Source organism: Fannyhessea sp. C0108B2 (assembly GCF_056583915.1).
This window is the reverse complement of the sequence record NZ_JBWPJQ010000008.1, coordinates 1-21,131: the sequence shown is the minus strand read 5'-3', so window position 1 is coordinate 21,131 and position 21,131 is coordinate 1. Positions and strand designations below refer to the sequence as shown.

Annotated in this window: 15 protein-coding genes; 9 read left to right on the top strand and 6 right to left on the bottom strand. The window is 42.6% G+C overall.

What is annotated here, in order from left to right:
• The first annotated feature begins 23 nt into the window (after nucleotides 1-23).
• Nucleotides 24-587, top strand: coding sequence for a Maf family protein (locus tag AC1DBT_RS04845; protein WP_480018822.1), 564 nt, complete (start codon nucleotides 24-26; stop codon nucleotides 585-587).
• 97 nt (nucleotides 588-684) lie between these two features.
• On the opposite strand, the gene AC1DBT_RS04840 is transcribed toward AC1DBT_RS04845, so the two are convergent.
• Both AC1DBT_RS04840 and glf read right to left on the bottom strand, forming a co-directional pair.
• Entirely contained in the window at nucleotides 685-1,719 is a 1,035-nt protein-coding gene (locus AC1DBT_RS04840; protein WP_480018821.1) for a glycosyltransferase family 2 protein, read from the bottom strand.
• A gap of 128 nt (nucleotides 1,720-1,847) precedes the next feature.
• Nucleotides 1,848-3,050 (bottom strand): UDP-galactopyranose mutase, encoded by a 1,203-nt coding sequence (glf, locus tag AC1DBT_RS04835; protein WP_480018820.1) that lies wholly within the window; start codon nucleotides 3,048-3,050, stop codon nucleotides 1,848-1,850.
• 453 nt (nucleotides 3,051-3,503) lie between these two features.
• On the opposite strand from glf, the gene pta reads away from it, so the two are divergent.
• Nucleotides 3,504-4,478 carry a phosphate acetyltransferase gene (gene pta, locus AC1DBT_RS04830; RefSeq protein ID WP_480018819.1) on the top strand — a complete coding sequence of 325 codons (975 nt, stop codon included), beginning with the start codon at nucleotides 3,504-3,506 and terminating at the stop codon, nucleotides 4,476-4,478.
• 165 nt (nucleotides 4,479-4,643) lie between these two features.
• Here pta and rnhA read toward each other — a convergent pair whose 3' ends face one another.
• Both rnhA and polA read right to left on the bottom strand, forming a co-directional pair.
• Nucleotides 4,644-5,162: a ribonuclease HI gene (gene rnhA / locus AC1DBT_RS04825; RefSeq protein ID WP_480018875.1), complete on the bottom strand. Its 519-nt coding sequence runs from the start codon at nucleotides 5,160-5,162 to the stop codon at nucleotides 4,644-4,646.
• A 42-nt stretch (nucleotides 5,163-5,204) separates the two neighbouring features.
• The gene (gene polA / locus AC1DBT_RS04820; protein WP_480018818.1) at nucleotides 5,205-8,285 is read right to left on the bottom strand and encodes a DNA polymerase I; all 3,081 of its coding nucleotides are present in this window, start codon (nucleotides 8,283-8,285) and stop codon (nucleotides 5,205-5,207) included.
• Nucleotides 8,286-8,546: 261 nt separating this feature from the next.
• On the opposite strand from polA, the gene AC1DBT_RS04815 reads away from it, so the two are divergent.
• Entirely contained in the window at nucleotides 8,547-10,637 is a 2,091-nt protein-coding gene (locus AC1DBT_RS04815) for a glutamine synthetase III family protein (RefSeq protein WP_480018817.1), read from the top strand.
• 247 nt (nucleotides 10,638-10,884) lie between these two features.
• On the top strand, nucleotides 10,885-12,489 hold the full coding sequence (locus AC1DBT_RS04810) for an MATE family efflux transporter (protein ID WP_480018816.1): 1,605 nt from the start codon (nucleotides 10,885-10,887) through the stop codon (nucleotides 12,487-12,489).
• Nucleotides 12,490-12,626: 137 nt separating this feature from the next.
• Here the strand turns inward: AC1DBT_RS04810 and AC1DBT_RS04805 are convergent, their stop codons facing one another.
• Together AC1DBT_RS04805 and aspS are read right to left on the bottom strand one after the other, a co-directional pair.
• On the bottom strand, nucleotides 12,627-13,571 hold the full coding sequence (locus AC1DBT_RS04805; RefSeq protein WP_416432029.1) for a hypothetical protein: 945 nt from the start codon (nucleotides 13,569-13,571) through the stop codon (nucleotides 12,627-12,629).
• Nucleotides 13,572-13,825: 254 nt separating this feature from the next.
• Nucleotides 13,826-15,601, bottom strand: coding sequence for an aspartate--tRNA ligase (gene aspS, locus AC1DBT_RS04800; protein ID WP_480018815.1), 1,776 nt, complete (start codon nucleotides 15,599-15,601; stop codon nucleotides 13,826-13,828).
• Between the two features lie 455 nt (nucleotides 15,602-16,056).
• Here aspS and AC1DBT_RS04795 point away from each other — a divergent pair, with 455 nt between their 5' ends.
• From AC1DBT_RS04795 to AC1DBT_RS04775, 5 genes are all read left to right on the top strand, one after another.
• Nucleotides 16,057-17,415 carry an efflux RND transporter periplasmic adaptor subunit gene (locus tag AC1DBT_RS04795; protein ID WP_480018814.1) on the top strand — a complete coding sequence of 453 codons (1,359 nt, stop codon included), beginning with the start codon at nucleotides 16,057-16,059 and terminating at the stop codon, nucleotides 17,413-17,415.
• An 11-nt stretch (nucleotides 17,416-17,426) separates the two neighbouring features.
• Complete coding sequence (locus tag AC1DBT_RS04790; RefSeq protein ID WP_480018813.1) at nucleotides 17,427-18,158, top strand: ABC transporter ATP-binding protein; 732 nt, start codon at nucleotides 17,427-17,429, stop codon at nucleotides 18,156-18,158.
• Entirely contained in the window at nucleotides 18,155-19,507 is a 1,353-nt protein-coding gene (locus AC1DBT_RS04785) for an ABC transporter permease (protein ID WP_480018812.1), read from the top strand. Before AC1DBT_RS04790 ends, AC1DBT_RS04785 begins: the two co-directional genes overlap by 4 nt.
• Nucleotides 19,508-19,714: 207 nt before the next feature.
• Nucleotides 19,715-20,536: an HAD family hydrolase gene (locus AC1DBT_RS04780; protein WP_480018811.1), complete on the top strand. Its 822-nt coding sequence runs from the start codon at nucleotides 19,715-19,717 to the stop codon at nucleotides 20,534-20,536.
• A gap of 120 nt (nucleotides 20,537-20,656) precedes the next feature.
• Complete coding sequence (locus AC1DBT_RS04775) at nucleotides 20,657-20,965, top strand: hypothetical protein (protein WP_010240935.1); 309 nt, start codon at nucleotides 20,657-20,659, stop codon at nucleotides 20,963-20,965.
• Nucleotides 20,966-21,131 lie beyond the last annotated feature (166 nt).

The window sequence follows — 21,131 nt, the reverse complement described above, 5'->3', positions numbered from 1 at the left end:
TTTTTGATCTTAATGAGGTTTAAATGATTTTAGCGTCCGCGTCACCACGTAGAAAAGAGCTCCTCAATCAAGTGGGAATATATCCAAAGATTATTCCCTCAAGTTGTGACGAGCATGCATACCCAAACGAACAGCCACTTGATCTGGTACAGCGTTTAGCGCATATGAAGGCACATGCATGTCCTTGTACAGACACCTCAACATGTGTACTTGCTGCTGATACCATTGTATGGACGCAAACGGGTAAGATATTAGGCAAGCCACATGACGATAACGATGCAGCTTATAAGCTGCGTTTACTGTCGGGCGGTATGCACAACGTATCAACTGCCGTGTCTATTTTATACCAGGGAAAAGAAACTGCATTTGTATCAACAACACATGTTTGGTTTTATGCACTAAGCAACAAAGAAATAAACGCATACATCCAAACGGGCGAGCCACGCGACAAAGCAGGAGCTTATGGAATACAGGGATTAGGAGCCGCGCTTGTTGAACGTATAGAAGGTGATTATTACACCGTTGTTGGTCTGCCTCTCGCGCGCGTTGTAAGATGCTTACGACAACTTGGTGTCAAGCTGCCTTAAAACGCAAAATGGATAAAGTGAAAAAGCAGCTGTACAAGCCGTGTATAACAGTAATGCATACACACATATACAGCTGCGTTAATAACAAATACGTTCTTTAGTTAAACTTAACCAATTTTTGAGCAATACGATATATACCAAGCGTTACTTTTCCACCAGCAGATGTTGGAAGATTAGTAAATGTTCCAACCAAACCATGGCGTGCATGACGATACATACGCTCGTCAAATTCCTTAAACTCACGCCAAGTGCGCTGCAACTCTTCCATGGCGTCTGGATGATCTGAAATCCTTGAAAACACCGACAAAACAGCCATAACAATGGTCAGATGATCAAGCATATACGCACGAAGACGCTGACAAGAAATATCATCGTATAAATGATACGCATGGATCATAACGTCAGCAACACGTTGTTGGTGATCAATGCGCGACGCCAAAACTTTTTCGTTAACCGATTGATCATCGCGACCAATAAAATAGCGATACAAATCAACGTCAAGATAATACAGTGTTTTACAACGTGGAAGTGGTACATATGCATAAATGTTATCAACATAGAAGGTGTGAGCAGGCATAGGTAAACCGCCGTCTTGCAAAACATCGCGACGATAGCACAAAGAGTGCATAAGAAGGTACTGAGTAAGATTAAATCTTCCAATTTCATCCCACGAGAAAATACGATCTTTGGGTAAAACACCTGCATAATTTATAGTGTTAAAGGTGTCGTCTTCTACATGTTCATACACATAATTGCTAATAACCAAATCAACACGAATGTTATTGGTAATAAATGAACGAAGTAAGTTTAAGAGCTTTTTCAACGCGTCAGCATCAAGCCAGTCGTCAGAATCCACTACTTTATAATACACACCATCTGCCTGCTCAAGGCCTTTAAGCACCGCCATGCCGTGGCCACCATTTTCTTGATGAACAGCCTTTACAAGATTGGGGTACTTTTTTTGCCAATCGCACGCAATTTCAAAGGTGTTATCTTTAGTAGATCCGTCATCAACAACAATAACCTGAATATCATCTGCATAATCAGAACCTTCAAGAATAGAAGATATACAGTGATTCATGTATTCTGCAGAGTTATAGCAAGGAATACCAAAGCTTAACGTTTTTTGCATAAGATAACAGCTCTTTCTCTTTTATTGGCCTAGACCTAGTATGTTTAATGGATTATGAACCTCATGTACGCATCAACCTTAGCGCACATGTCATAAATCATACACTAACTAACAGAATTCGTCACCGTTTACGAACGATGTTCAATCATTTTGTCAGAAAGCTCTAACGCAGATGAAACCACGCCATCCATATCAAAATAACGATACTGAGCTAAACGACCCACAACATGGAAGTTAATGATGGAATCTACACGCGCGCGGTAACGTTTATACAGCTCGATATTTTGAGGCTCGTTGATTACATAGTAGGGTGTCTGGCCAGACAATGGTTCATATGCCTTGGGATACTCTTTAAGAATCGTTGTTTTACCTGCAAGTTTTTGACCAGTCATGCGCTTAAACTCGGTAATGCGCGTAAAGTCTTCGCTCACAGTATAATTAACGGTTGTTGCAGGCTGGAATTCATCCATATCAAGTGTTTCAAACTTCATATCAACTGTTCTATAAGGCAAAGGACCTAAATCCAAATTAAACAGCTCGTCTAAAGCACCAGTATAAATAACCTCACCTGCATAAGGCTTATCTTGAACATAAATTTCGTTATCGCAAACATGCATAAGATCTAAAGCGTCAACATCTACAAACACATTGATCAGATCGTGATCGAGCATACTCTCAAACAAAGGCGTATAGCCTTGAGCAGGCATACCCTGATGTGCTGCCAAAGGAAAGTAGCGATCATCATCACCAATAAATACGGGTACACGTCCCATAACAGACGGATCAATTTGATCAGGAGTTTTGCCCCACTGCTTCATCGTATAATGCAGAAACACGTTTTCGTAGATGTAGTCTGCAACTTCGTGAAGATCCTCATCACCGCGTTTACGCAGTTCCATAATAGGAACCTTTTTGTCTTTTCCAAATGTTGCTACAAGCTTTTGATAAAGTTCCTCACCGCGCGCATCGCCAAATGCAACTTTAAGAGATGCATGGTTAAACGGTACAGGCATAAATTTACCGTGTACATTTGCAAGAACTTTGTGCTGGTACGCTGTCCATTCGGTAAAGCGTGACAAGAAGCTGTCCACACGCTCAGAATTGGTGTGATAGATATGTGGGCCGTACTTATGGATAAGAATACCTGCGTCGTCCTTACAATCATATGCATTACCTGCAATATGATCTCTTCGCTCGATAACGGCCACGCGCCAACCACAAGCTTCTGCAAAACGACGGGCGCATACAGCTCCCGCAAAACCTGCTCCAACAATTAACACGTCATAGGAAGACGCATCAAAATCTTGAGGTAAGCCCGATTGTAAATTCATAAGCCAACATCCTTTCAATCTTCAGGCGCAAACATAGTGCGTACTACATAGTGCATGCAACCAGCATACATACGTAGCTAAAAAGATAACGACCAAACATACTCATCATATATATATCTACGGCAGATAACGCTTAGCGCGCAAACCAAACCGTCTAAAGAACGCGAAATAACAATTTTCTTTTTTACTTATCTCATTTTAGCATGGAGCTTTATAATGAGCATCACATAATGGATTTGTGTAATGTTTTACCATATTTTACGCATGCCATTATGTAATGTTTATCCTTGGTGTATCACCTAACATACCTTGTGATTGTAGCTGCCGTGTGTTCGTTGTACGTCAGAGTTGCACATAAAAATCGCAAGCTTACTTTTACTGGCATACATACAGGAAAACAAAAACTGCACACCATATGAGCATAACATGCTTGAAGATTACTAAAGGAGCACTATGAGTTCGTTTTTACAAACTATTAAGCAAAGAGCACAGGCTCATAAAAAAACAATCGTATTACCCGAAGGAGAGGATCCGCGTACCCAAGAGGCCGCAAAGAAGATAGTCACCGAAAATCTTGCAGATCTTATTGTTTTGGGAAATCCAGACGAAATTAAGCTCGACGGTGTAAGTGTTATTGATCCACATTGCGCACCAAAGCACGAAGCATATGCTCAAGCGTTTTATGAGCTCAGAAAAAATAAAGGTATGACCATAGAAAACGCTCGCAAACAGATGGACGATCCAACCTACTTTGCCACTATGATGGTTAAGTGTAACGACGCGGATGGCCTGGTATCAGGTGCTTGTCATTCAACCGCAAATACCCTGCGTCCAGCTTTACAAATTTTAAAAACCGCTCCTGGAACCAAACTTGTTTCTGCATTCTTTATGATGTGTACTTCTTGTCCCGAATTTGGTGAGGACGGTGTTGTTCTGTTTGCCGACTCAGGTCTCAATATTAACCCGGATGCCGATCAGCTTTCTGAAATTGCCCTTTCATCTGCAAAATCATGGAAAAGCTTTATGAACGACGAAGCAAAAGTAGCAATGCTGTGCTACTCAACCAAAGGCTCTGCTGGCGGAGATTGTGCCGCAAAAGTTATAGAAGCAACAAAACTTGCTCAAGAAAAAGAACCAGATCTTCTGGTAGACGGTGAGATGCAGCTTGACGCAGCCCTTGTTCCAAGTGTTGCACAATCTAAGGCTCCCAACTCAAAAGTTGCTGGTCAGGCAAATATTTTGATTTTCCCTGATTTAGCATCGGGTAATATTGGATACAAACTGGTACAGCGTTTTGCAAAAGCCGAAGCATATGGCCCACTTCTCCAAGGAATTGCCGCCCCTGTTAACGATTTATCTCGCGGCTGCAGCGCTGATGATATCGTGGGCGTTGTTGCAATAACTGCTGTACAAGCGCAAATGATGTAACTTGTGTAAACTGCGTTTCTTAAAGACATACGTTACATGAACAAACGGGCAACCGCTACGGTTGCCCGTTTTAATTGATTCGTCTCATAGATAAGCACACTAGAGAAAAACTTGCCTTTTTAGCGAAAAATAAATTCACCTTTAAGCATAACTATCACATAAAAATTACGATAGAGCTTCAAAGCCTTCGTCAACCTGTAATTGCGATATATCGCCATCTGCTGCCGAAGTTGCCAGTTCGTCGCAGCGCTCATTAAGCTCGGTACCTGCATGTCCTTTAACCCACACAAAACTCATTTCATGAGGTTGCATAGCATGTAGAAGGCGTTTCCATAAATCAACGTTTTTGACAGGCTGCTTGTTGGCAGTTTTCCATCCACGCTTTTGCCAACCATCTATCCAATGCTGCTGAAAGGCATTAATTACATATTGCGAATCGCTGTGCAATTCAACCTTACAGGGAAATTTAAGTTCTTCGAGTGCAGTGATGGGAGCAAGGAGCTCCATGCGGTTATTGGTAGTTTGTCTATAACCACAAGAAAGCTCGCGTTTATGTTCGCGACCTGCGCGATCGTAAAATAGCATGACTGCACCATAGCCGCCAGGACCTGGATTCCCACGTGAAGAACCATCGGTCCAAATAATGACCTGCGGTTTTGCGGAATTGGCACGGGCTGCTTCCATAGCTTTTGCCTTTATGGAACTTGAGTTTTCCACGAATCTCCCCTATTTTGCATCTGCCCAGTTATCGGCATACGAAATTTCTGCAATAAGTGGAACACGTAAGGTAACAACGCCTTCCATTGCACGTTTAACAACACTACTCACACGCTCGAGCTCTTCGGGCACAACCTCAAAATCGAGTTCGTCGTGGATTTGCAAGATCAATTTTGATGCAAGGCCAAGCTGTGCAAACTGTTTTTCAACTTCTATCATAGCGAGTTTAATAATATCTGCAGCACTTCCCTGCATCGGATGATTCATTGCGGTACGCTCGGCAAACGAACGCAGCTGAAAATTACGTGAATCAATTTGAGCTATATGGCGCTTTCTGCCATACATTGTTGGAACATATGAATGTTCGCGCGCAAACTGAACACTTTCATCCAAAAACTTTCTGACACCTGGATATGCCTCAAAATATCTATCGATCATTTCTTGCGCTTCTTTACGCGAAATCTTAAGCGATGTTGCCAAACCAAATGCCTGCTGACCGTACACAATACCAAAATTTACCGCCTTGGCACGGCTACGCAACGCCGGCGTTACCTCATCGGGCGACACATGAAAAATGCGTGCGGCAGTAGCTGCATGAAAATCTGCACCCGATTGAAATGCATGAATTAAGTGCTCGTCCTTGGACAAGTGCGCTAACAAACGCAATTCAATTTGCGAGTAATCGCATGCTAAAAACAGATGATTTTCAGGAAGGACAAACGCTTTACGCACACGATGACCCAATGAAGATCGCGTTGGAATGTTTTGAAGATTAGGATCGGAACTTGAAAGCCTACCAGTTGCAGCAATTGTCTGATTAAACGTTGAATGGATACGCCCGTCACTGCGAATATCATGTACCAAAGCATCCAAATAGGTGTTCTTAATCTTCATGCGCTCGCGATAATCAAGGATGAGTTGAACGCGCTCATCGGCCATGCTTAAGCTTGCAAGCGTTTGAGCGTTGGTTGAATAATATCCACGTCTGGTTTTTTTAAGCCCTTTAGTTGGAAGACCCCACACATCGAATAATACATGACTGAGCTGCATGGGAGAATCAATGTTAAAGTCTTGCTGCGCTAAACGTCGAAGCTCCAAAGACATTGCATTAAGCTCATGCGAAAGGGCGCGCGATTGCTCGGCAAGCAGGTGCTTATCGCAATAAATACCGTTACGCTCCATATGAAGCAAAACTGGAATGAGTGGTAATTCAAGCTCGTAGAATAAATCGTCAGAGCCATCCTTATGAAGCAGCTCGCGCAATACAGGGTACAAAGCACGCACCGCAATTGCTTCGAGCGCATATTCATTAGGTTCGTCTGTATCGTCTGTGGTATCGGGATACACAAATGTTGGAAGATACGCACTGCATAGAGTTTGCCAGGAATAATCGTTAGCATCGGAATTTAGCAAGTATGCAGCCAAACCCACATCAAACAACGTGGCAATTGAAATATCTGAAAGCTCCAAAGAAGCAGGCTCGCTACTCACGGGCGGATAGAGAACATGAAGAAGCGCTTTACAGTTAAGAGCTATAACGTGACCTGACTTCACAAGTGTTTTCAAAACGCTTGATACATCTGTACCGCTAAACTGTGCAAGCGTAGTTCCATCAGTTACCCATAAGGTGTGTGTGTCTAAAAGCGTATCAAAACTAGGCTGGACGTTCGTCTGAGCGCTCTTCATAGAGGCAGGCTCATAAGCACAGGCAACCCATGTACCGCATGAGACAACGCGCTTGATAAATGCGTGTGCTTGCGTTTGCACACATGCAGGAAAAAGAGCAGAATAATCAGGTGCATACGTATTAACTTCAGATTGCGTTTGTTCCTCTTCTGAAGCGTGCACTGTTTGCACGCGATCTACCAGACTGTCCAAGGGCGTAGCTTGTGTTGAATGCGCCCGCGCAGACGACGTGAGCGAATCTGCGGACACAGTCGTATGCTGCGCGCTCGCAGGTAACACTGCAGAATTGCGTTTGGCAGCCGTTGCTGCGTCATGAATAATACCTTTTATATCCGCGCCGTTCAACGATGGCAAAAACCTCAAAAGCTTGGGAACAAGATTGGTAAATCCAAGCGCGCAAAATGCACGTGCAACTTCTGCTGGATCAAAGGTTGGAAACGCGGCAGCACACAAATCAACTGTTATAGGGGCGTCGCGACGAATGGTAGCAACGCGCTTGGAAAGACGCGCATCATCGATATGGTTACGAAGATTTTCGCCCATTTTACCGCTAACTTGATCGGCATGAGCAATAACGCCTTCAAGCGAGCCGTATTCGACAATCAACGCAGCTGCACGCTTAGGACCAATGCCGGGAACTCCAGGTATATTATCTGATGTATCGCCTTTAAGGCCGTAAAAATCTGGAACCAAATTAGGCGTTATGCCGTGATAGAGATCATCTACATCCTCAGGCGTCATAACACGAACGTCAGATACGCCTTTTTTAGTAGACACCACACTTACGTGCTCTGTTGCAAGCTGATATATATCACGATCACCAGTAAACAAAAGCATCGAGTAACCCTGAAGTTCACCTTGATGTGCAAGCGTGCCTAAAATATCGTCGCCTTCCCAACCCTGAAGTTCAACTACAGGTATTTGGAGCGCGCGCAGCAAATCTTTTACCATAGGAAATTGCTCGTGCAAAGACGGATCCATGGGCGGACGTTGTGCTTTATATTGAGGCAACATGTCAATGCGAACCTGTGGTTTTCCTTTATCAAACGCGCAGATTATGCCATCGGGCGAAAACGAGCGGACAAGCTTAATGAGCATGTTAAAAAAACCAAGTAAGGCATTAGTTGATCGACCATCGGGGGCACTCATAGGCTGCATAATTGCGTGAAAAGCACGATGCATAAGGGAATTACCATCTATAACAGCAATCGTTTTGGTATAACGCGAGGGTAAGCCTTCTCTAGGTTTCGGAGCAGACGTGGGCGCACATGATGTTTTATTATGGTCGTCAAACGCCTGAGAAAGATCTTGCATAACCGTATTTTCGGCAGGTTGAGTGCCATTTTTTTCAGAAGAATTAGAATTTGAATCAGCGTTTGAATTAGCATGTAATACGTTACTCATAGATACTCCTTATAACTTTATGTACCTATTGTACGTGACTCAAGCGTACAGTTTATATTTCATTTCTATAAACATAATAAATCGAAAGGACAGCTCATTTTCATGAATGTGTAAAATAAAATTCTCATGCAATATAACCAAAAACATGTTTCACAATAGTTGTGTTGCCAACGCCTTGTGTATATCAACGTATACACAGGTAAAACATAGAGGCTAACGCATGGTATACCTAGAAAAACACAAAGTTTAGAAAGGTGAACGATGGCAAAAGATAAAGTGTCGCAAGAATACGGAAGTTTAGTATTTACCGATGCAGACATGCAGGATAGGCTCCCCAAGCCAACCTATAAAGCACTTCGTCGCGTAATTGATGAAGGTAAACCCATTGATCTTGATATTGCAAATGATATTGCTCACGCTATGAAAGAGTGGGCTCTTGAAAAGGGTGCAACGCACTTTACACACTGGTTTCAACCACTTACTGGTATAACATCTGAAAAGCACGACAGCTTTTTAACGCCTAAAGGCGATACCACTATTTTGATGGCATTTTCGGGTAAAGAGCTGGTTCAAGGCGAAACCGACGGCTCGTCTTTTCCGTCAGGTGGGCTTCGTGCAACCTTTGAAGCACGCGGATATACCGTATGGGATCCCATGAGTCCTGCTTTTATTAAAGATGAGGTACTTTGCATACCAACTGCTTTCATCTCGTATACAGGTGAAGCATTGGATAAGAAAACGCCTTTGCTTCGTTCAGAAGTTGTTGTAGAACAACAAGCAAAACGTGTTCTTAAGCTTTTTGGCAGAACTCCAAAACGCGTTGTCACCAATTGTGGACCAGAACAAGAATATTTCTTGGTGAGCGAACAAGATTACAAAGCTCGTCCCGATTTAATTCTTACTGGTAGAACGCTTTTTGGCTGTGAGCCAGCTAAAGGCCAAGAGTTGGAAGAGCACTACTTTGGTGCAATTCGCCCCAGCGTTAATGCGTTTATGAAGCAAGTTGATGATGAGCTTTGGAAACTTGGCATTCCTATGCGCACCAAACATAACGAGGTGGCACCATGCCAGCATGAAATGGCGCCTATTTATGAGCAAGGTTCATTAGCAATTGATAACAACCTGCTCACTATGGAAAAACTTAAGCTTATGGCAACTCATCATGGTCTTGCCTGCCTTGAGCACGAAAAACCATTTGATTATGTGAATGGCTCTGGTAAACATGACAACTGGTCACTTGCCGCGGATGGAGAAAATCTCCTTGAGCCCGGCGATGAACCCGATGAAAATCTTCAATTTTTGGTATTTCTTACCTGCTTAATTGCAGCAGTAGACGAACATGCCGATCTTTTGCGCGCGTCTGTTGCTTCTTGTGGTAACGACCACCGTTTAGGTGGCCACGAAGCTCCACCTGCAATTGTATCGGTCTTTTTAGGAGATGAGCTCTCCCCAATTGTTCAAGCACTTATCAATGGTAAACATGTAAGCGCTCATGGCGGTGAAGAAGTAGACTTAGGAGTTCCGGCTCTTCCTAACTTGCTTCGCGATAACACAGACCGTAACCGTACCAGCCCCTTTGCCTTTACGGGTAATAAATTTGAATTCCGTATGTGTGGCTCGCAACAAAACCTTTCTGATTCAAATGTAGTTCTTAATACGGCTGTTGCCGAGCAATGCTCAAAATTTGCTGACGATCTTGAACATGTAAGCTCTGACAAATTTGTTGAGTCGGCCATGGCATGGGTTACAAAAACTCTTAAAGCACACGAAAGAATTCTCTTTGAAGGTAACGGTTATTCGAGCGATTGGGAACAAGAAGCCAAACGTCGTGGACTTCCCAACAACAAGACAACGCCTGATGCTCTGCCATGCATGATTGAACCCAAGAATTTACAATTCTTTGAGAAATTTAATGTTTTAACAGCAAAAGAGCAGCGCGCTCGCTATGTTGCGCAAGCAGAACAGTATGCAAAGCTTATGAATATCGAGGTAAACACCATGGTTTATATGGTTAAAACCATGTATCTACCTGCGCTGTATTCATATTCTAGCAAGCTTGCACAAGGAGTTGAAACAAAAGAGCACATCGGCATTACCGACGTTGCAACTAAACAAACGGTACAAGTTCTTACCGATGGTATCGCCAGCATTGACGCGGCATGTAAAGATCTCGAAGCGGCAAATAAACGTGCTCATGCCATTACAGACCCCAAGGCGCACGATGACGCATATCGTGACGAAATCATTCCGCGCATGAAGACGCTCAGAAATGCCGTTGACAGCATGGAATGCATCTGTGATAGCAGCATGTGGCCTGTTCCAAGCTATAACTCCATGTTATTCTACGTATAAAATAGCAATTTATAACAAATGAGCTCTCTATGTATTTGATGCTTGTAACCAAACACATGTACATGGGGAGCTTTTTCATAGTGTTTATTCCTATAACATGTACATCTTGTATGCATATGCCATCGTGATTATGTGATATAAACGTTATTCTCAAACTGTTGATATATACATACCAACAGCGGTTATATACTGAACGTTTAATGTCTAAAATATCAAAACAAATAAAGGAAAGCGGTTACAAAATCGGATGGGTAAACATATCTGTAAATTCAATTTTATTGCCCGCGTGCATACGATGATTCATAGCGCGCGGTCTGTCTGCAACCCTGATACTATATCCGCTCATCCTCAAACTAAAGATGTATCTAAACAAGCATGCACTACGCACGATAAAAACGCTTCTTCTTTGCAGGCAGAACAAGGCTTAGTAGCTGCAGATAATATGTCTACGCTGCGCACAACTCAAGATACATCAGATAAAAAACTTACTAACAACGGCTCTCTTGATACAACCACAGGCGTTATCTGGAAACAGCTTATCACCTTATGTTACCCTGTTTTTTTAAGCTCCTTTTTTCAGCAATTGCAGCTGCTATGCAACGCTTGGGTTGTAGGTAAATTTGCAGGGACTAATGCATTTGCTGCGCTTCAATCGTGCGGTGCCCTCTGTGACCTTGTAATTAGCTTTTCGCTTGGATTAGGAGTTGGCTGTGGTGTTATCGTAAGCCAATATTTTGGTGCAAAAGATTACAAGCGTGTCCATGACGGTGTACATACTGCCATGGGTCTTGCCGTTGTATGCGGTATTGTTTTTTCGGTTATAGGAACCATATTTGCACAAACCATCCTCGAAATGATGGATACACCTCAAGAAATTATTGGCGATACCTTAAACTTTGTGCATATATTTATGGCGTCGATGATTTTTTCTATTATTTATAACATTGGAAGCGCGCTTCAACGTGCAGTTGGTGATACAAAAACTCCGTCAATCATCGTAGCATCAACCTGCGTTGTAAACGCCCTGTTAGATATACTCTTTGTAGCAGGTTTTGGTCTAGGAACGCTTGGTTGTGGTTTTGCAACGCTTATCTCGCTTATCTGGGGTTCTGCTTTAACGTTATATAAATTAACACACACCGATGGGTGTTGGGCTCTGGTAATTCGTGATATTACTATCGATCCTGCCATTGCAACTAAAATGCTTAAATGTGGTTTTCCCCTTGCCATACAAGGCTCTATGTTTGGCTTTTCTAATATTATTGTACAAAGTAGCGTTAACATGTTTGGGCCGCATGCAATTGCCGCTTGGGGTCTTTCATGCCGTATGACGTGCTTTGTATGGATGCTTTCAGAGGCAATTGGATCATCTGTTACTACATTTGCAGCTCAAAACTTTGGAGCGCGTAATTACAAACGCATGCAGCGTGGACTCTATACTGCCATGGTACTTGCACTTATTATCATAGGTAGCTTTACTGTTATTGTTATGATATTTGCGCATCCATTTGCGCGCGTATTTGTAAGCGACGAAACGGTAATTGCAATTACGCTGATGATTTTAATGTTTAATACGCCATTTTCTATTTTTTACACCATTATGGATATTTTTTCGGGAACCATACGTGGTTCGGGCGAAAGCATGGGCCCAATGATTATAACTATCATTGGTACCTGTATTCTTCGTGTTGCATGGATTATGATTCTTATGCCGATCCATCCCACCCTTGAAACGATACTGGTTGGATATCCCGTCTCGTGGGTTGCTACCGCAGCGTTCTTTGCGCTGTATTACTATAAAGGACATTGGATGCAACACGGCAGCACTAAACTCAAGCAATTGCGTGCATAGCATTATTGGAACATACGTGTTGAAAGCACCCGATGAATATACATGCTGAAAGCGTGTGCTTGTGCAAAAAAGCTCTCTTTTCTTTACGAAAGGAGAGCTTTTATAATCGCACTATATACCTAAATGTGCAAGATTACTTAAAAGCGTTTACGAGCTACAAATCCCGCTCCAAGTGTCGCTAAACCAGCAACACTGCCTAAAAGGCCAGAAATACCAAACGGATCAGATGTTTTAGGAGTTCCCTTTTGTTTGTCTCCCTGCTTGCCATTATCCTTATTGGTGTCGGATGGCTGTTCATCAGTGTCTTTATGATCTTCGTTTTCTGGTTTGTCGTTGTGAGAACCTTGTATAATCTCCTTATAAAGTTTGTTAGCCTCTGCCTTGGCAGATTTTAACTCTTCTGCAGATAACGTACCCGAATTAATCTTTTCAAGCAGTTGCGCATAACGTTGAATAGCACTTAACTTATGAGAGTGTTTAACAACATCGTTGTAAAGTTCGTTAGCCTCTGCCTTGGCTGATTTTAATTCTTCTGCAGATAACGTACCTGAATTAATCTTTTGAAGCAATTGTGCATAGCGTTGAATAGCCGAGGGGTTTGCAGGTGTAGTATCACCTGAGTTTGCAGCGCTCGCAGAGGGGTTTACAGGTGTATTATCACCTGGGTTAGCAGGTGTATTATCCCCTGATTTTGCAACATCCCAAGACTTTTTTGTCTGTTGAACATGATTTTTTAATGCTTGCTGTTGATCTTTATTGAGCTTACCACTATTTGCATACTCTTGAACTGCTTCAGCATATTTTTTGAAAGGACTTTTAAGAGATTCTTTATAGTCATCTTTCGCGGCGTTTACCTCACGCTTAAGCTGGTTCTGTTGCTCGGGACTCAGGTCTTTACTTGCAGCATACTTTTTAACAAGTGCAGCATACTTTGAAAATTCGCTCTGAGGCGCATCGGCAGCAAAAGAAACCGCAGGTAATGTAACAAGGCTACCTGCCAACATGGAAAGCGACAGTCCAGTTGCAACAGCAGCTCTACCTACGTTTGAGGCAACAAGGGCTTTTCTCTTCAAGTGTTTCATATTCATCTCCTACTCATGCCTGCTAACAGGCAAGCCTTTACCAAGATGAAAGAATTTTACCCGAAAAGAATAGGATACATAGTTAACTTTCTTATTTGAATGGCGCTTATATAATTTTTTTATATCGCTGAATCATAGCTGAATATACAATATGTATATACCTAAAAAGGCATACTTTACGAGGTTAAAATCATCGTAAAGTATGCCAGAGTTAACAATTATGCATACACCGTATTTATGTATACAGTTTATATTTACTTGTCATCTTCCACTACACGTAAGTGTAAATCGCTCAATTGTTGCGTACTTACGACAGACGGTGCCGCGCTCATAAGATCAGACGCGGACGTAGATTTTGGAAAAGCAATCACATCCCTAATTGAATCTGCACCTGCTAAAAGCATACAAATTCTATCAAGGCCTAACGCAAAACCACCCATGGGAGGCGCGCCAAAAGTAAGAGCATCCAGTAAGAAGCCAAACTGCGCACGAGCGCGTTCCTCGGTAAAGCCAAGCATTTTAAGAATGCGCATTTGAAGCTCGGCATCGTGAATACGCATACCGCCACCGCCTGCTTCATATCCGTCCATAACAAAGTCATACGTGTATGAACCAACCGACAATGGATCAACTGAAAGCTTATCCATATCTTCTGCGCGAGGTAGTGTAAACGGCTGGTGCTCAGATGCATAGGCATTACGCTCGGGATCCCAATGGAAAAGCGGGAAATTTACCACCCATAAGAAGCTGTGACCACATCGCTTAATAGACAGCTCATCAGCCAAATGAAGACGCAAAGCACCCATTGCTTGGTCGGCTACAAGGCGTTTATCAACAATAAAGAGCAGCAAATCTCCAGGTTGTGCTTCCATTTCGGCGCAAAGCGCGTGAATTTCGTCCTCTTGTAAAAACTTAGCAATAGGGCTTTTAATTGAGCCATCGTCGTGCAACGCTATCCACACAAGGCCTGCAGCGCCGTTTTTCTTTGCCACATCAGCCAACTTATCAATGCGAGATCTACCCCAGTTACCAGCGGTTTTAGCGCACATACCTACAACACGTTGACCATGTTGAGCTGCTTGCGAAAATACTTTAAATGCACTGTGCTCAACCAGTTTGGTAACATTGTGCATTTTCATGCCAAAGCGCGTATCAGGCTTATCGCAACCGTAGGTATCCATAGCATCCCAGTATTGCATGCGCTCAAGATGCTGAGGGAATTTTACGCCTACCTGCGTGAACGCCTTAGACAAGATTGCCTCTGCCATATCAAGTATATTTTCTTGAGTTACAAAACTCATCTCTACGTCTACTTGCGTAAACTCGGGCTGTCTATCGGCTCTAAAGTCTTCGTCTCTAAAGCATTTTACAATTTGATAGTAACGCTCAACACCACCAACCATCAGCAATTCTTTAAGCAGCTGAGGAGATTGTGGCAATGCATAAAAATGACCTGCGCGAACACGTGAAGGAACCAAAAAATCGCGCGCACCTTCTGGAGTTGACTTAAAGAGCGCAGGTGTTTCAACTTCGATAAAATCATGTTCGTGAAACGCCTGACGCAACGCATGGGCAAAGTTGCTACGTAATTTAAGATTGTTGAGCACACGTGGACGACGAATGTCCAAGTAGCGATAGGTAAGACTCATATCCTCAGATAAGTCTATTTTATCTTCGATCTGAAAGGGAGGTGTTTGTGACGTATTAAGAACTTCAATAGTATCAACCAATACCTCTACTTCGCCTGTTGGCATAGAAGTATTTGCTTGACCTTCGGGACGCAGACGAACAGTTCCCGAAACCAAAACAGGCCATTCGGGTCTTATGTCTTGCGCGGTATTAAAAGCAACGCCGTCTTTAAAGTTAGGGTCACATGCAATTTGTGTATAGCCGCTTCGATCTCGAAGATCAATAAAAATTAAGCCGCCAAGATTACGACGATGCCATACCCAACCAGTTAACGTAACCGTGCTGCCAACATCGTGTGCACGAAGTTCACCGCATGTATGCGTATGCATAGAAAACGCCATACCCCACCTCTTTGTACGTTTGTAATCCAAACTGAAAACCCAGTGTTTACATGGCTCAGTGTAGCTGTGACTAAAACGCTTGCAAACATGGTTTTAGTTATGACTCTGAGCTGTATAACTTAAAAAGAATATAACAAAATGTTTGAGTGTACATGCTTATTGCTCATATTCCTTTAATAATCTAAATTATCTAGGCACGCGCCGCGTGGCGATACTCAAGGACTGCAGAACACGCTGCAGTGCCCAAGGGCTCACACGATACGCTGTAGTGCCCAAGGGTTGCACAAGTACACTTGAGCTGTACAATCCACGTAAAAACTTGGGCTGTATATCGCGTATATGCTTTAGCTGCATGTCTTAAAGAAATCTTACAAAAATGTAAGAAAAGAACTCCATAGACAAACAAATGTTTTGGTACAATACTGCTATAAGCAAACCCCTACAAAGGATGAGTCATGTTTAAGAAAAACACCAATACAGTGCCTCCCCTCCCTCAAAATAACCAAGTACCTGTTCAAAATATGTCAACTCTAAAAAAAGACGAAGCAGATGCCAATCAAGCACTTAACGCCATCATGGAGTTGCGCAAGAAAAAGCGCCGTAAAAATAAAATCATCGGTTTGTCTATTCTGGGTATATGTGTTTTGTTCATTATTGCAGGTGTTGTAGGATCATTTCTTTCAAAGTCTCGCAATTCAGCGCAAGACGCACCTCTCGCAACGGTAGAAAAGCACGATTTTACCAGTACCATAAAAACTTCGGGTACGGCAGAGCCTGTTTCTAATACCGTAGTTACTCCAGAGGTCGATGGCATTATTGATGAAGTCCGCGTAAACCAAGGAGCCAACGTAAAAAAAGGTGACGTACTATTTACTATCAAAAACGATACACTTGATAAAGCGGTGCAAACTGCACAAAACCAGCTTAATGTTGCAAAGAAGCAGGTAAAAAGTGCACGAGATGCGTATTCACGAGCTTACGCTAGCTATCGTAAAGCACTCAATGAATACAACAGTGCACCTAGTGCAGAAGTCCAAAAAGCACTTCCAGATCCAGATACCGTTTACGAAAGTGTAGCCTCTGCTCAAAGTGCTATTGATCAGGCAAAATTAGCCGCCGATCAAGCACAGTCAGCCGTTGATGACGCGCGCGAAAAAGCAAACAAACGCACGGTTGTAGCCCCATGCGACGGTAACGTTATCACCATGAACGCAAAACGAGGAGCGGCGGTTGGTTCACTTACTGCAGGTATGGCAGGAAGCATTGGGCAAAACCCCGAAAATGGCATACTCATCCAAATTGCCGATCTTTCAAAGATGCGCGTTCGTCTTAGCGTCAGCGAAATTGATATTTCTGCAATAAAACCTGGACAGCAAGCAAAAGTAACGTTCAGCGCGTTGCCTGGTGTTACCTGTGATGCTGTGGTAGAAAATATAGCAAGTACAGCGGAAAATGCTGCGGTAGCATCAAGTCAAATTGGTGCCACAACCAATACTATGGCAAATTATGCAGTTGATGTTCTTATTGACAAGCCTCATGAATCAATCAAATGCGGTATGACTGCCGACGTAGAAATTGTTACCCAAGAGGTAAAAAACGCTCTTGTAGTACCAACTTCCTGCATCGTTGAAGAAGACGGAACATCGTATGTATATGTTTTAGACGACAATCACGATGGCAATGCAAAGAGTTTTACCAAGCATGCTGTAAACGTAATTGCACGGAGTGGCTCACAAACAGCAATCGAAGGTGTAGCTGAAGGCACAAGCCTCAAACGCAATGCAAGCTCAGACGACTCCTCCTCACAAAATTAGGAAGGATAGGTATGAGTGCTGTTGTGGATATAAAAAATATTCATCGCGTCTATGAATCAAAAGCAGGAAGTGTTCATGCGCTTAAAGGGGTTTCTCTTTGTGTAGAACAAGGTGAATTTCTATGTATTATGGGGCCTTCGGGTTCGGGTAAATCAACGCTTATGAATATTCTTGGCTGTCTTGATACACCTACTCAAGGAAGCTATTTTCTTGAAGGAATAGATATTGCCACACTTTCTGACGACGAACTGGTAACTATTAGAGCAAAGCGCTTGGGTTTTGTTTTTCAGTCATTCAACTTGTTACCACGTGCCACGGTACTTAAAAACGTAACGTTGCCCTTAGTCTATTCAAAATATCCAGCACACTTACGTTTTGAACGAGCGTGCAGGTGCTTAGAATCGGTTGGATTACCTGCAACGTATTACAATCACAAGTCAAATGAGCTATCGGGTGGCCAAATGCAACGTGTTGCAATCGCACGAGCATTGGTAAACAATCCAGCTGTTATTCTTGCCGATGAACCAACGGGCAACCTTGACTCCGCAACAAGTGAAATGGTGCTTAATACGTTCAAACAGCTCAAAAACCAAGGAAAAACAATTATCCTTATTACACACGATCCCGAAGTTGCAACGTGGGCAGATCGTTGTGTTCACATTCGTGACGGACATCTTTTAAGCGATGAAGAAGAAAAACAAGCTGTTTTGAAAAGTACACGCCACGGAAGAGGCCTAACATGAACGTACGTGATTTATGTTTTGAAACCTGGGAAGCGCTCAAAGCTAATAAAGGACGCTCAATTCTTACCATTTTAGGAATTGTAATTGGAATTACCGCAGTTATATCTATGACTTCCCTTATTGGTGGTATTCAAAATGCCTTATCGTCCTCACTTGGACTTGAGCGCAGTAAATTAATCTACGTTACTATGTATCAAGATAAGGATAGCTGGTCAGAAGCCGATATTGCAAAGATTAAAGGCGACATTCCCACATATCGCGATTTTATGGGAGTTGCAATGGCATCTGATACTATTTCTGTGAGCTCAGGTGTCGTCAATGCCCAAGTTACTGGCATTAGTAAAGGATACTTGTCTGCTCAAGGTATTGAGATTATTGCAGGAAGTAGCTTTGCTAATTCACAATATGCGGAAGGCTCAGATGTTATTATGCTTGATAAAACAAGTGTAAAGGAGCTTTTTGAGCTTAACTCCGAAGGCATCATTCACTCAAAAATAAGCGCGTCGGCAACCAAGCAAGAAGTACAGGAAGCAGATAGTAAGCCTAAAGGAAACTCCTCTACCCCTTCGCTTTCGGCACAAGAAGAAAAATCATTGTGTGAACAGGCAATTGGAAAAACAATACGCTTAAAAGGACGTCCCTATACCATTGTTGGAATTGCAGAAAGTGCAAACATGCCATCCCTTGGGTTTGCAGGAAAAACTGTCCAACTCTTTACACCGCTTAAAACGCTTCAGATGCGCATGAGTCACTCGATGTCGTGTACGGAACTTTTAGGTGTTGTTGACGATAAAAATAAAGTTGAAGAAACGGAAAAACGCACCAAGGAATGGATTTCTTCTCGTTTTAACTACAAAAGCGATAAAGATGCACCTAACAAAATTCCTAACTTTGCTGTTCAATCGGTTGAAGGCGCAACAAAAGGGTTTAACAGCTTTATGAGTGGTTTTCAGATGATGGTAGGCTGTATAGCAGGTATATCTTTGCTCGTCGGTGGTATTGGTATTATGAACATGATGCTTACCAATGTGTCAGAGCGTATTCGCGAAATTGGCTTAAGAAAGGCTTTAGGCGCCAAACGCCATGACATCACCAAACAATTCCTCCTTGAATCGGTTTGCCTGTGCGTTACTGGCGGCATTATTGGCATGCTCTTAGGATTTTTATGTGCACAAGGCTTAGCTGTACTGGTTTCGATGTTTATGCAAATGCATGTCAACGCGGCTATTGATGCAAAATCTGTTGCCTTAGCGGTGGGAATTTGTGTATGCATAGGTATTATATTTGGTTTTTATCCTGCAAGACGCGCTGCCATGCTTGATCCTGTGGAATCGCTGCATTATCAATAGGCTATGCGCCTACGGGTGGGACTGATGTGACATAAGTCTCTGGTGAAACCGTTATAGCAATTATCAATGGGTTCCGCGTAAGGCGGATGTGTTGAATAATACCCCATCAAGATATAAAAGATGGACGATTTAAGCATCTTATGTCACATGCATACAGGTAGACGTATACTCTTTACAGCTTAATTTTTGCACATAAGGAGTTTACGTATGCGTTTTGCTTATTCTTGCAATTCATCACTTTCGGACGCGCCTACAATAATGCACACAAACAATTCGCTTCCATCTGATAGCACATGCCATGCACAAGAATCTGCTTTAGATGCAGCACTTCAAAGAGACACTACCACTTGCGATGACGCCCCAATCAATGCTGTTATCTTTGATATGGATGGCACTATTCTAGATACACTTCATGATTTAGCTGCAGCGGTTAATTATGCACTTGTTACCAACGGATGCACGCCGTGCTCAACAAGTCAAGTTCGCGCATATCTAGGCAATGGAGCACGCAACCTCATGAAGCAGTGTGTGGGTGATGGTACCAAGCCCGAGCTTTATACAAAAGCATTTGATACGTTTTGTGCATATTATGCCACACATCATGCAGAAAAAACTTCTCCATATGAAGGGATAATTTCGCTGTTAAGACACTTAAAGCAAGCTCATGTTAAACTTGGCGTGCTTTCTAATAAGCCTGATTGCGATGTGCGTGCGCTGGTAGATACTCATTTTGCTAGCTGCTTTGATGCATACGCAGGAGCTAGTGATGCATACCCGTTAAAACCGGCGGCAGATCATGTGTTTGCAATGATGGCCAAGCTTAATACAACGCCTCAGCGCTGTTTGTATGTAGGTGATTCCGAAGTTGATATACAAACTGCACGCAACGCGCATTGTAGGTGTGCAAGCGTCAGCTGGGGCTTTAGAGATAAAGACGAGCTTATACAACTGGGAGCAAATCCTTTGTGTTCAAGTGTAGAAGAACTTAGGGCATATATATACAAGCACATCTCGACTCAAACGAAATAAATAAATACATCTTATCCTTACGCTTACCACAAGAATATGTTCGCTTGCCTAAATCTCATAGTTTTTTGCTTGTTGCACGATACAATAAAAGTATTAGTAAACCATGAGAAAGGATGCATCATGGGTAAGAAATCTGATGAGGTACTCGACATCAATTATGACCAGCTGGCCGATTATCTGCATACGCACCATTCGGTATATATGAAGGTAGATAACGATGTTTACTATTTGACCGATGCAAATTACGAAGCATGGCGTGCGCAAGATACAAGCCTTAGAAATGCAAAAAATCACTTTGTTGATTGTAGCGAATTGGTTGCAACCGTAGATGAATTTCTTATGCTTGGCTTTATTAATGGAAAGACCATTAAAGATGTCTTTAGCAGCGCAACATTTTATCCTTCTCTTAAAGGTTCTAAAGATAAATAGTGTATGCACTTTTTTGCAGGTTGTAAGAGTAATGCTTTAACATGCAACTTTTGTAATAGAGTAAAAAATAAGTCCACGCTGACTCACTCGATGATATGTACCCCTTTTACTGGACAAAACCAGTGAAAGGGGTTTTGTATGAAATACGATTATGTTTTTAAACTTA

Bases quoted from the DNA above. Each gene is read 5' to 3' on its own strand.
- AC1DBT_RS04790 (WP_480018813.1), top strand. From the start codon at position 17,427: ATGAGTGCTGTTGTGGATATAAAAAATATTCATCGCGTCTATGAATCA.
- polA (WP_480018818.1), bottom strand. From the start codon at position 8,285: ATGAGTAACGTATTACATGCTAATTCAAACGCTGATTCAAATTCTAAT.
- AC1DBT_RS04810 (WP_480018816.1), top strand. From the start codon at position 10,885: ATGGGTAAACATATCTGTAAATTCAATTTTATTGCCCGCGTGCATACG.
- AC1DBT_RS04845 (WP_480018822.1), top strand. From the start codon at position 24: ATGATTTTAGCGTCCGCGTCACCACGTAGAAAAGAGCTCCTCAATCAA.
- aspS (WP_480018815.1), bottom strand. From the start codon at position 15,601: ATGGCGTTTTCTATGCATACGCATACATGCGGTGAACTTCGTGCACAC.
- AC1DBT_RS04815 (WP_480018817.1), top strand. From the start codon at position 8,547: ATGGCAAAAGATAAAGTGTCGCAAGAATACGGAAGTTTAGTATTTACC.
- AC1DBT_RS04785 (WP_480018812.1), top strand. From the start codon at position 18,155: ATGAACGTACGTGATTTATGTTTTGAAACCTGGGAAGCGCTCAAAGCT.
- pta (WP_480018819.1), top strand. From the start codon at position 3,504: ATGAGTTCGTTTTTACAAACTATTAAGCAAAGAGCACAGGCTCATAAA.
- rnhA (WP_480018875.1), bottom strand. From the start codon at position 5,162: ATGGAAGCAGCCCGTGCCAATTCCGCAAAACCGCAGGTCATTATTTGG.
- glf (WP_480018820.1), bottom strand. From the start codon at position 3,050: ATGAATTTACAATCGGGCTTACCTCAAGATTTTGATGCGTCTTCCTAT.
- AC1DBT_RS04780 (WP_480018811.1), top strand. From the start codon at position 19,715: ATGCGTTTTGCTTATTCTTGCAATTCATCACTTTCGGACGCGCCTACA.
- AC1DBT_RS04775 (WP_010240935.1), top strand. From the start codon at position 20,657: ATGGGTAAGAAATCTGATGAGGTACTCGACATCAATTATGACCAGCTG.
- AC1DBT_RS04795 (WP_480018814.1), top strand. From the start codon at position 16,057: ATGTTTAAGAAAAACACCAATACAGTGCCTCCCCTCCCTCAAAATAAC.
- AC1DBT_RS04805 (WP_416432029.1), bottom strand. From the start codon at position 13,571: ATGAAACACTTGAAGAGAAAAGCCCTTGTTGCCTCAAACGTAGGTAGA.
- AC1DBT_RS04840 (WP_480018821.1), bottom strand. From the start codon at position 1,719: ATGCAAAAAACGTTAAGCTTTGGTATTCCTTGCTATAACTCTGCAGAA.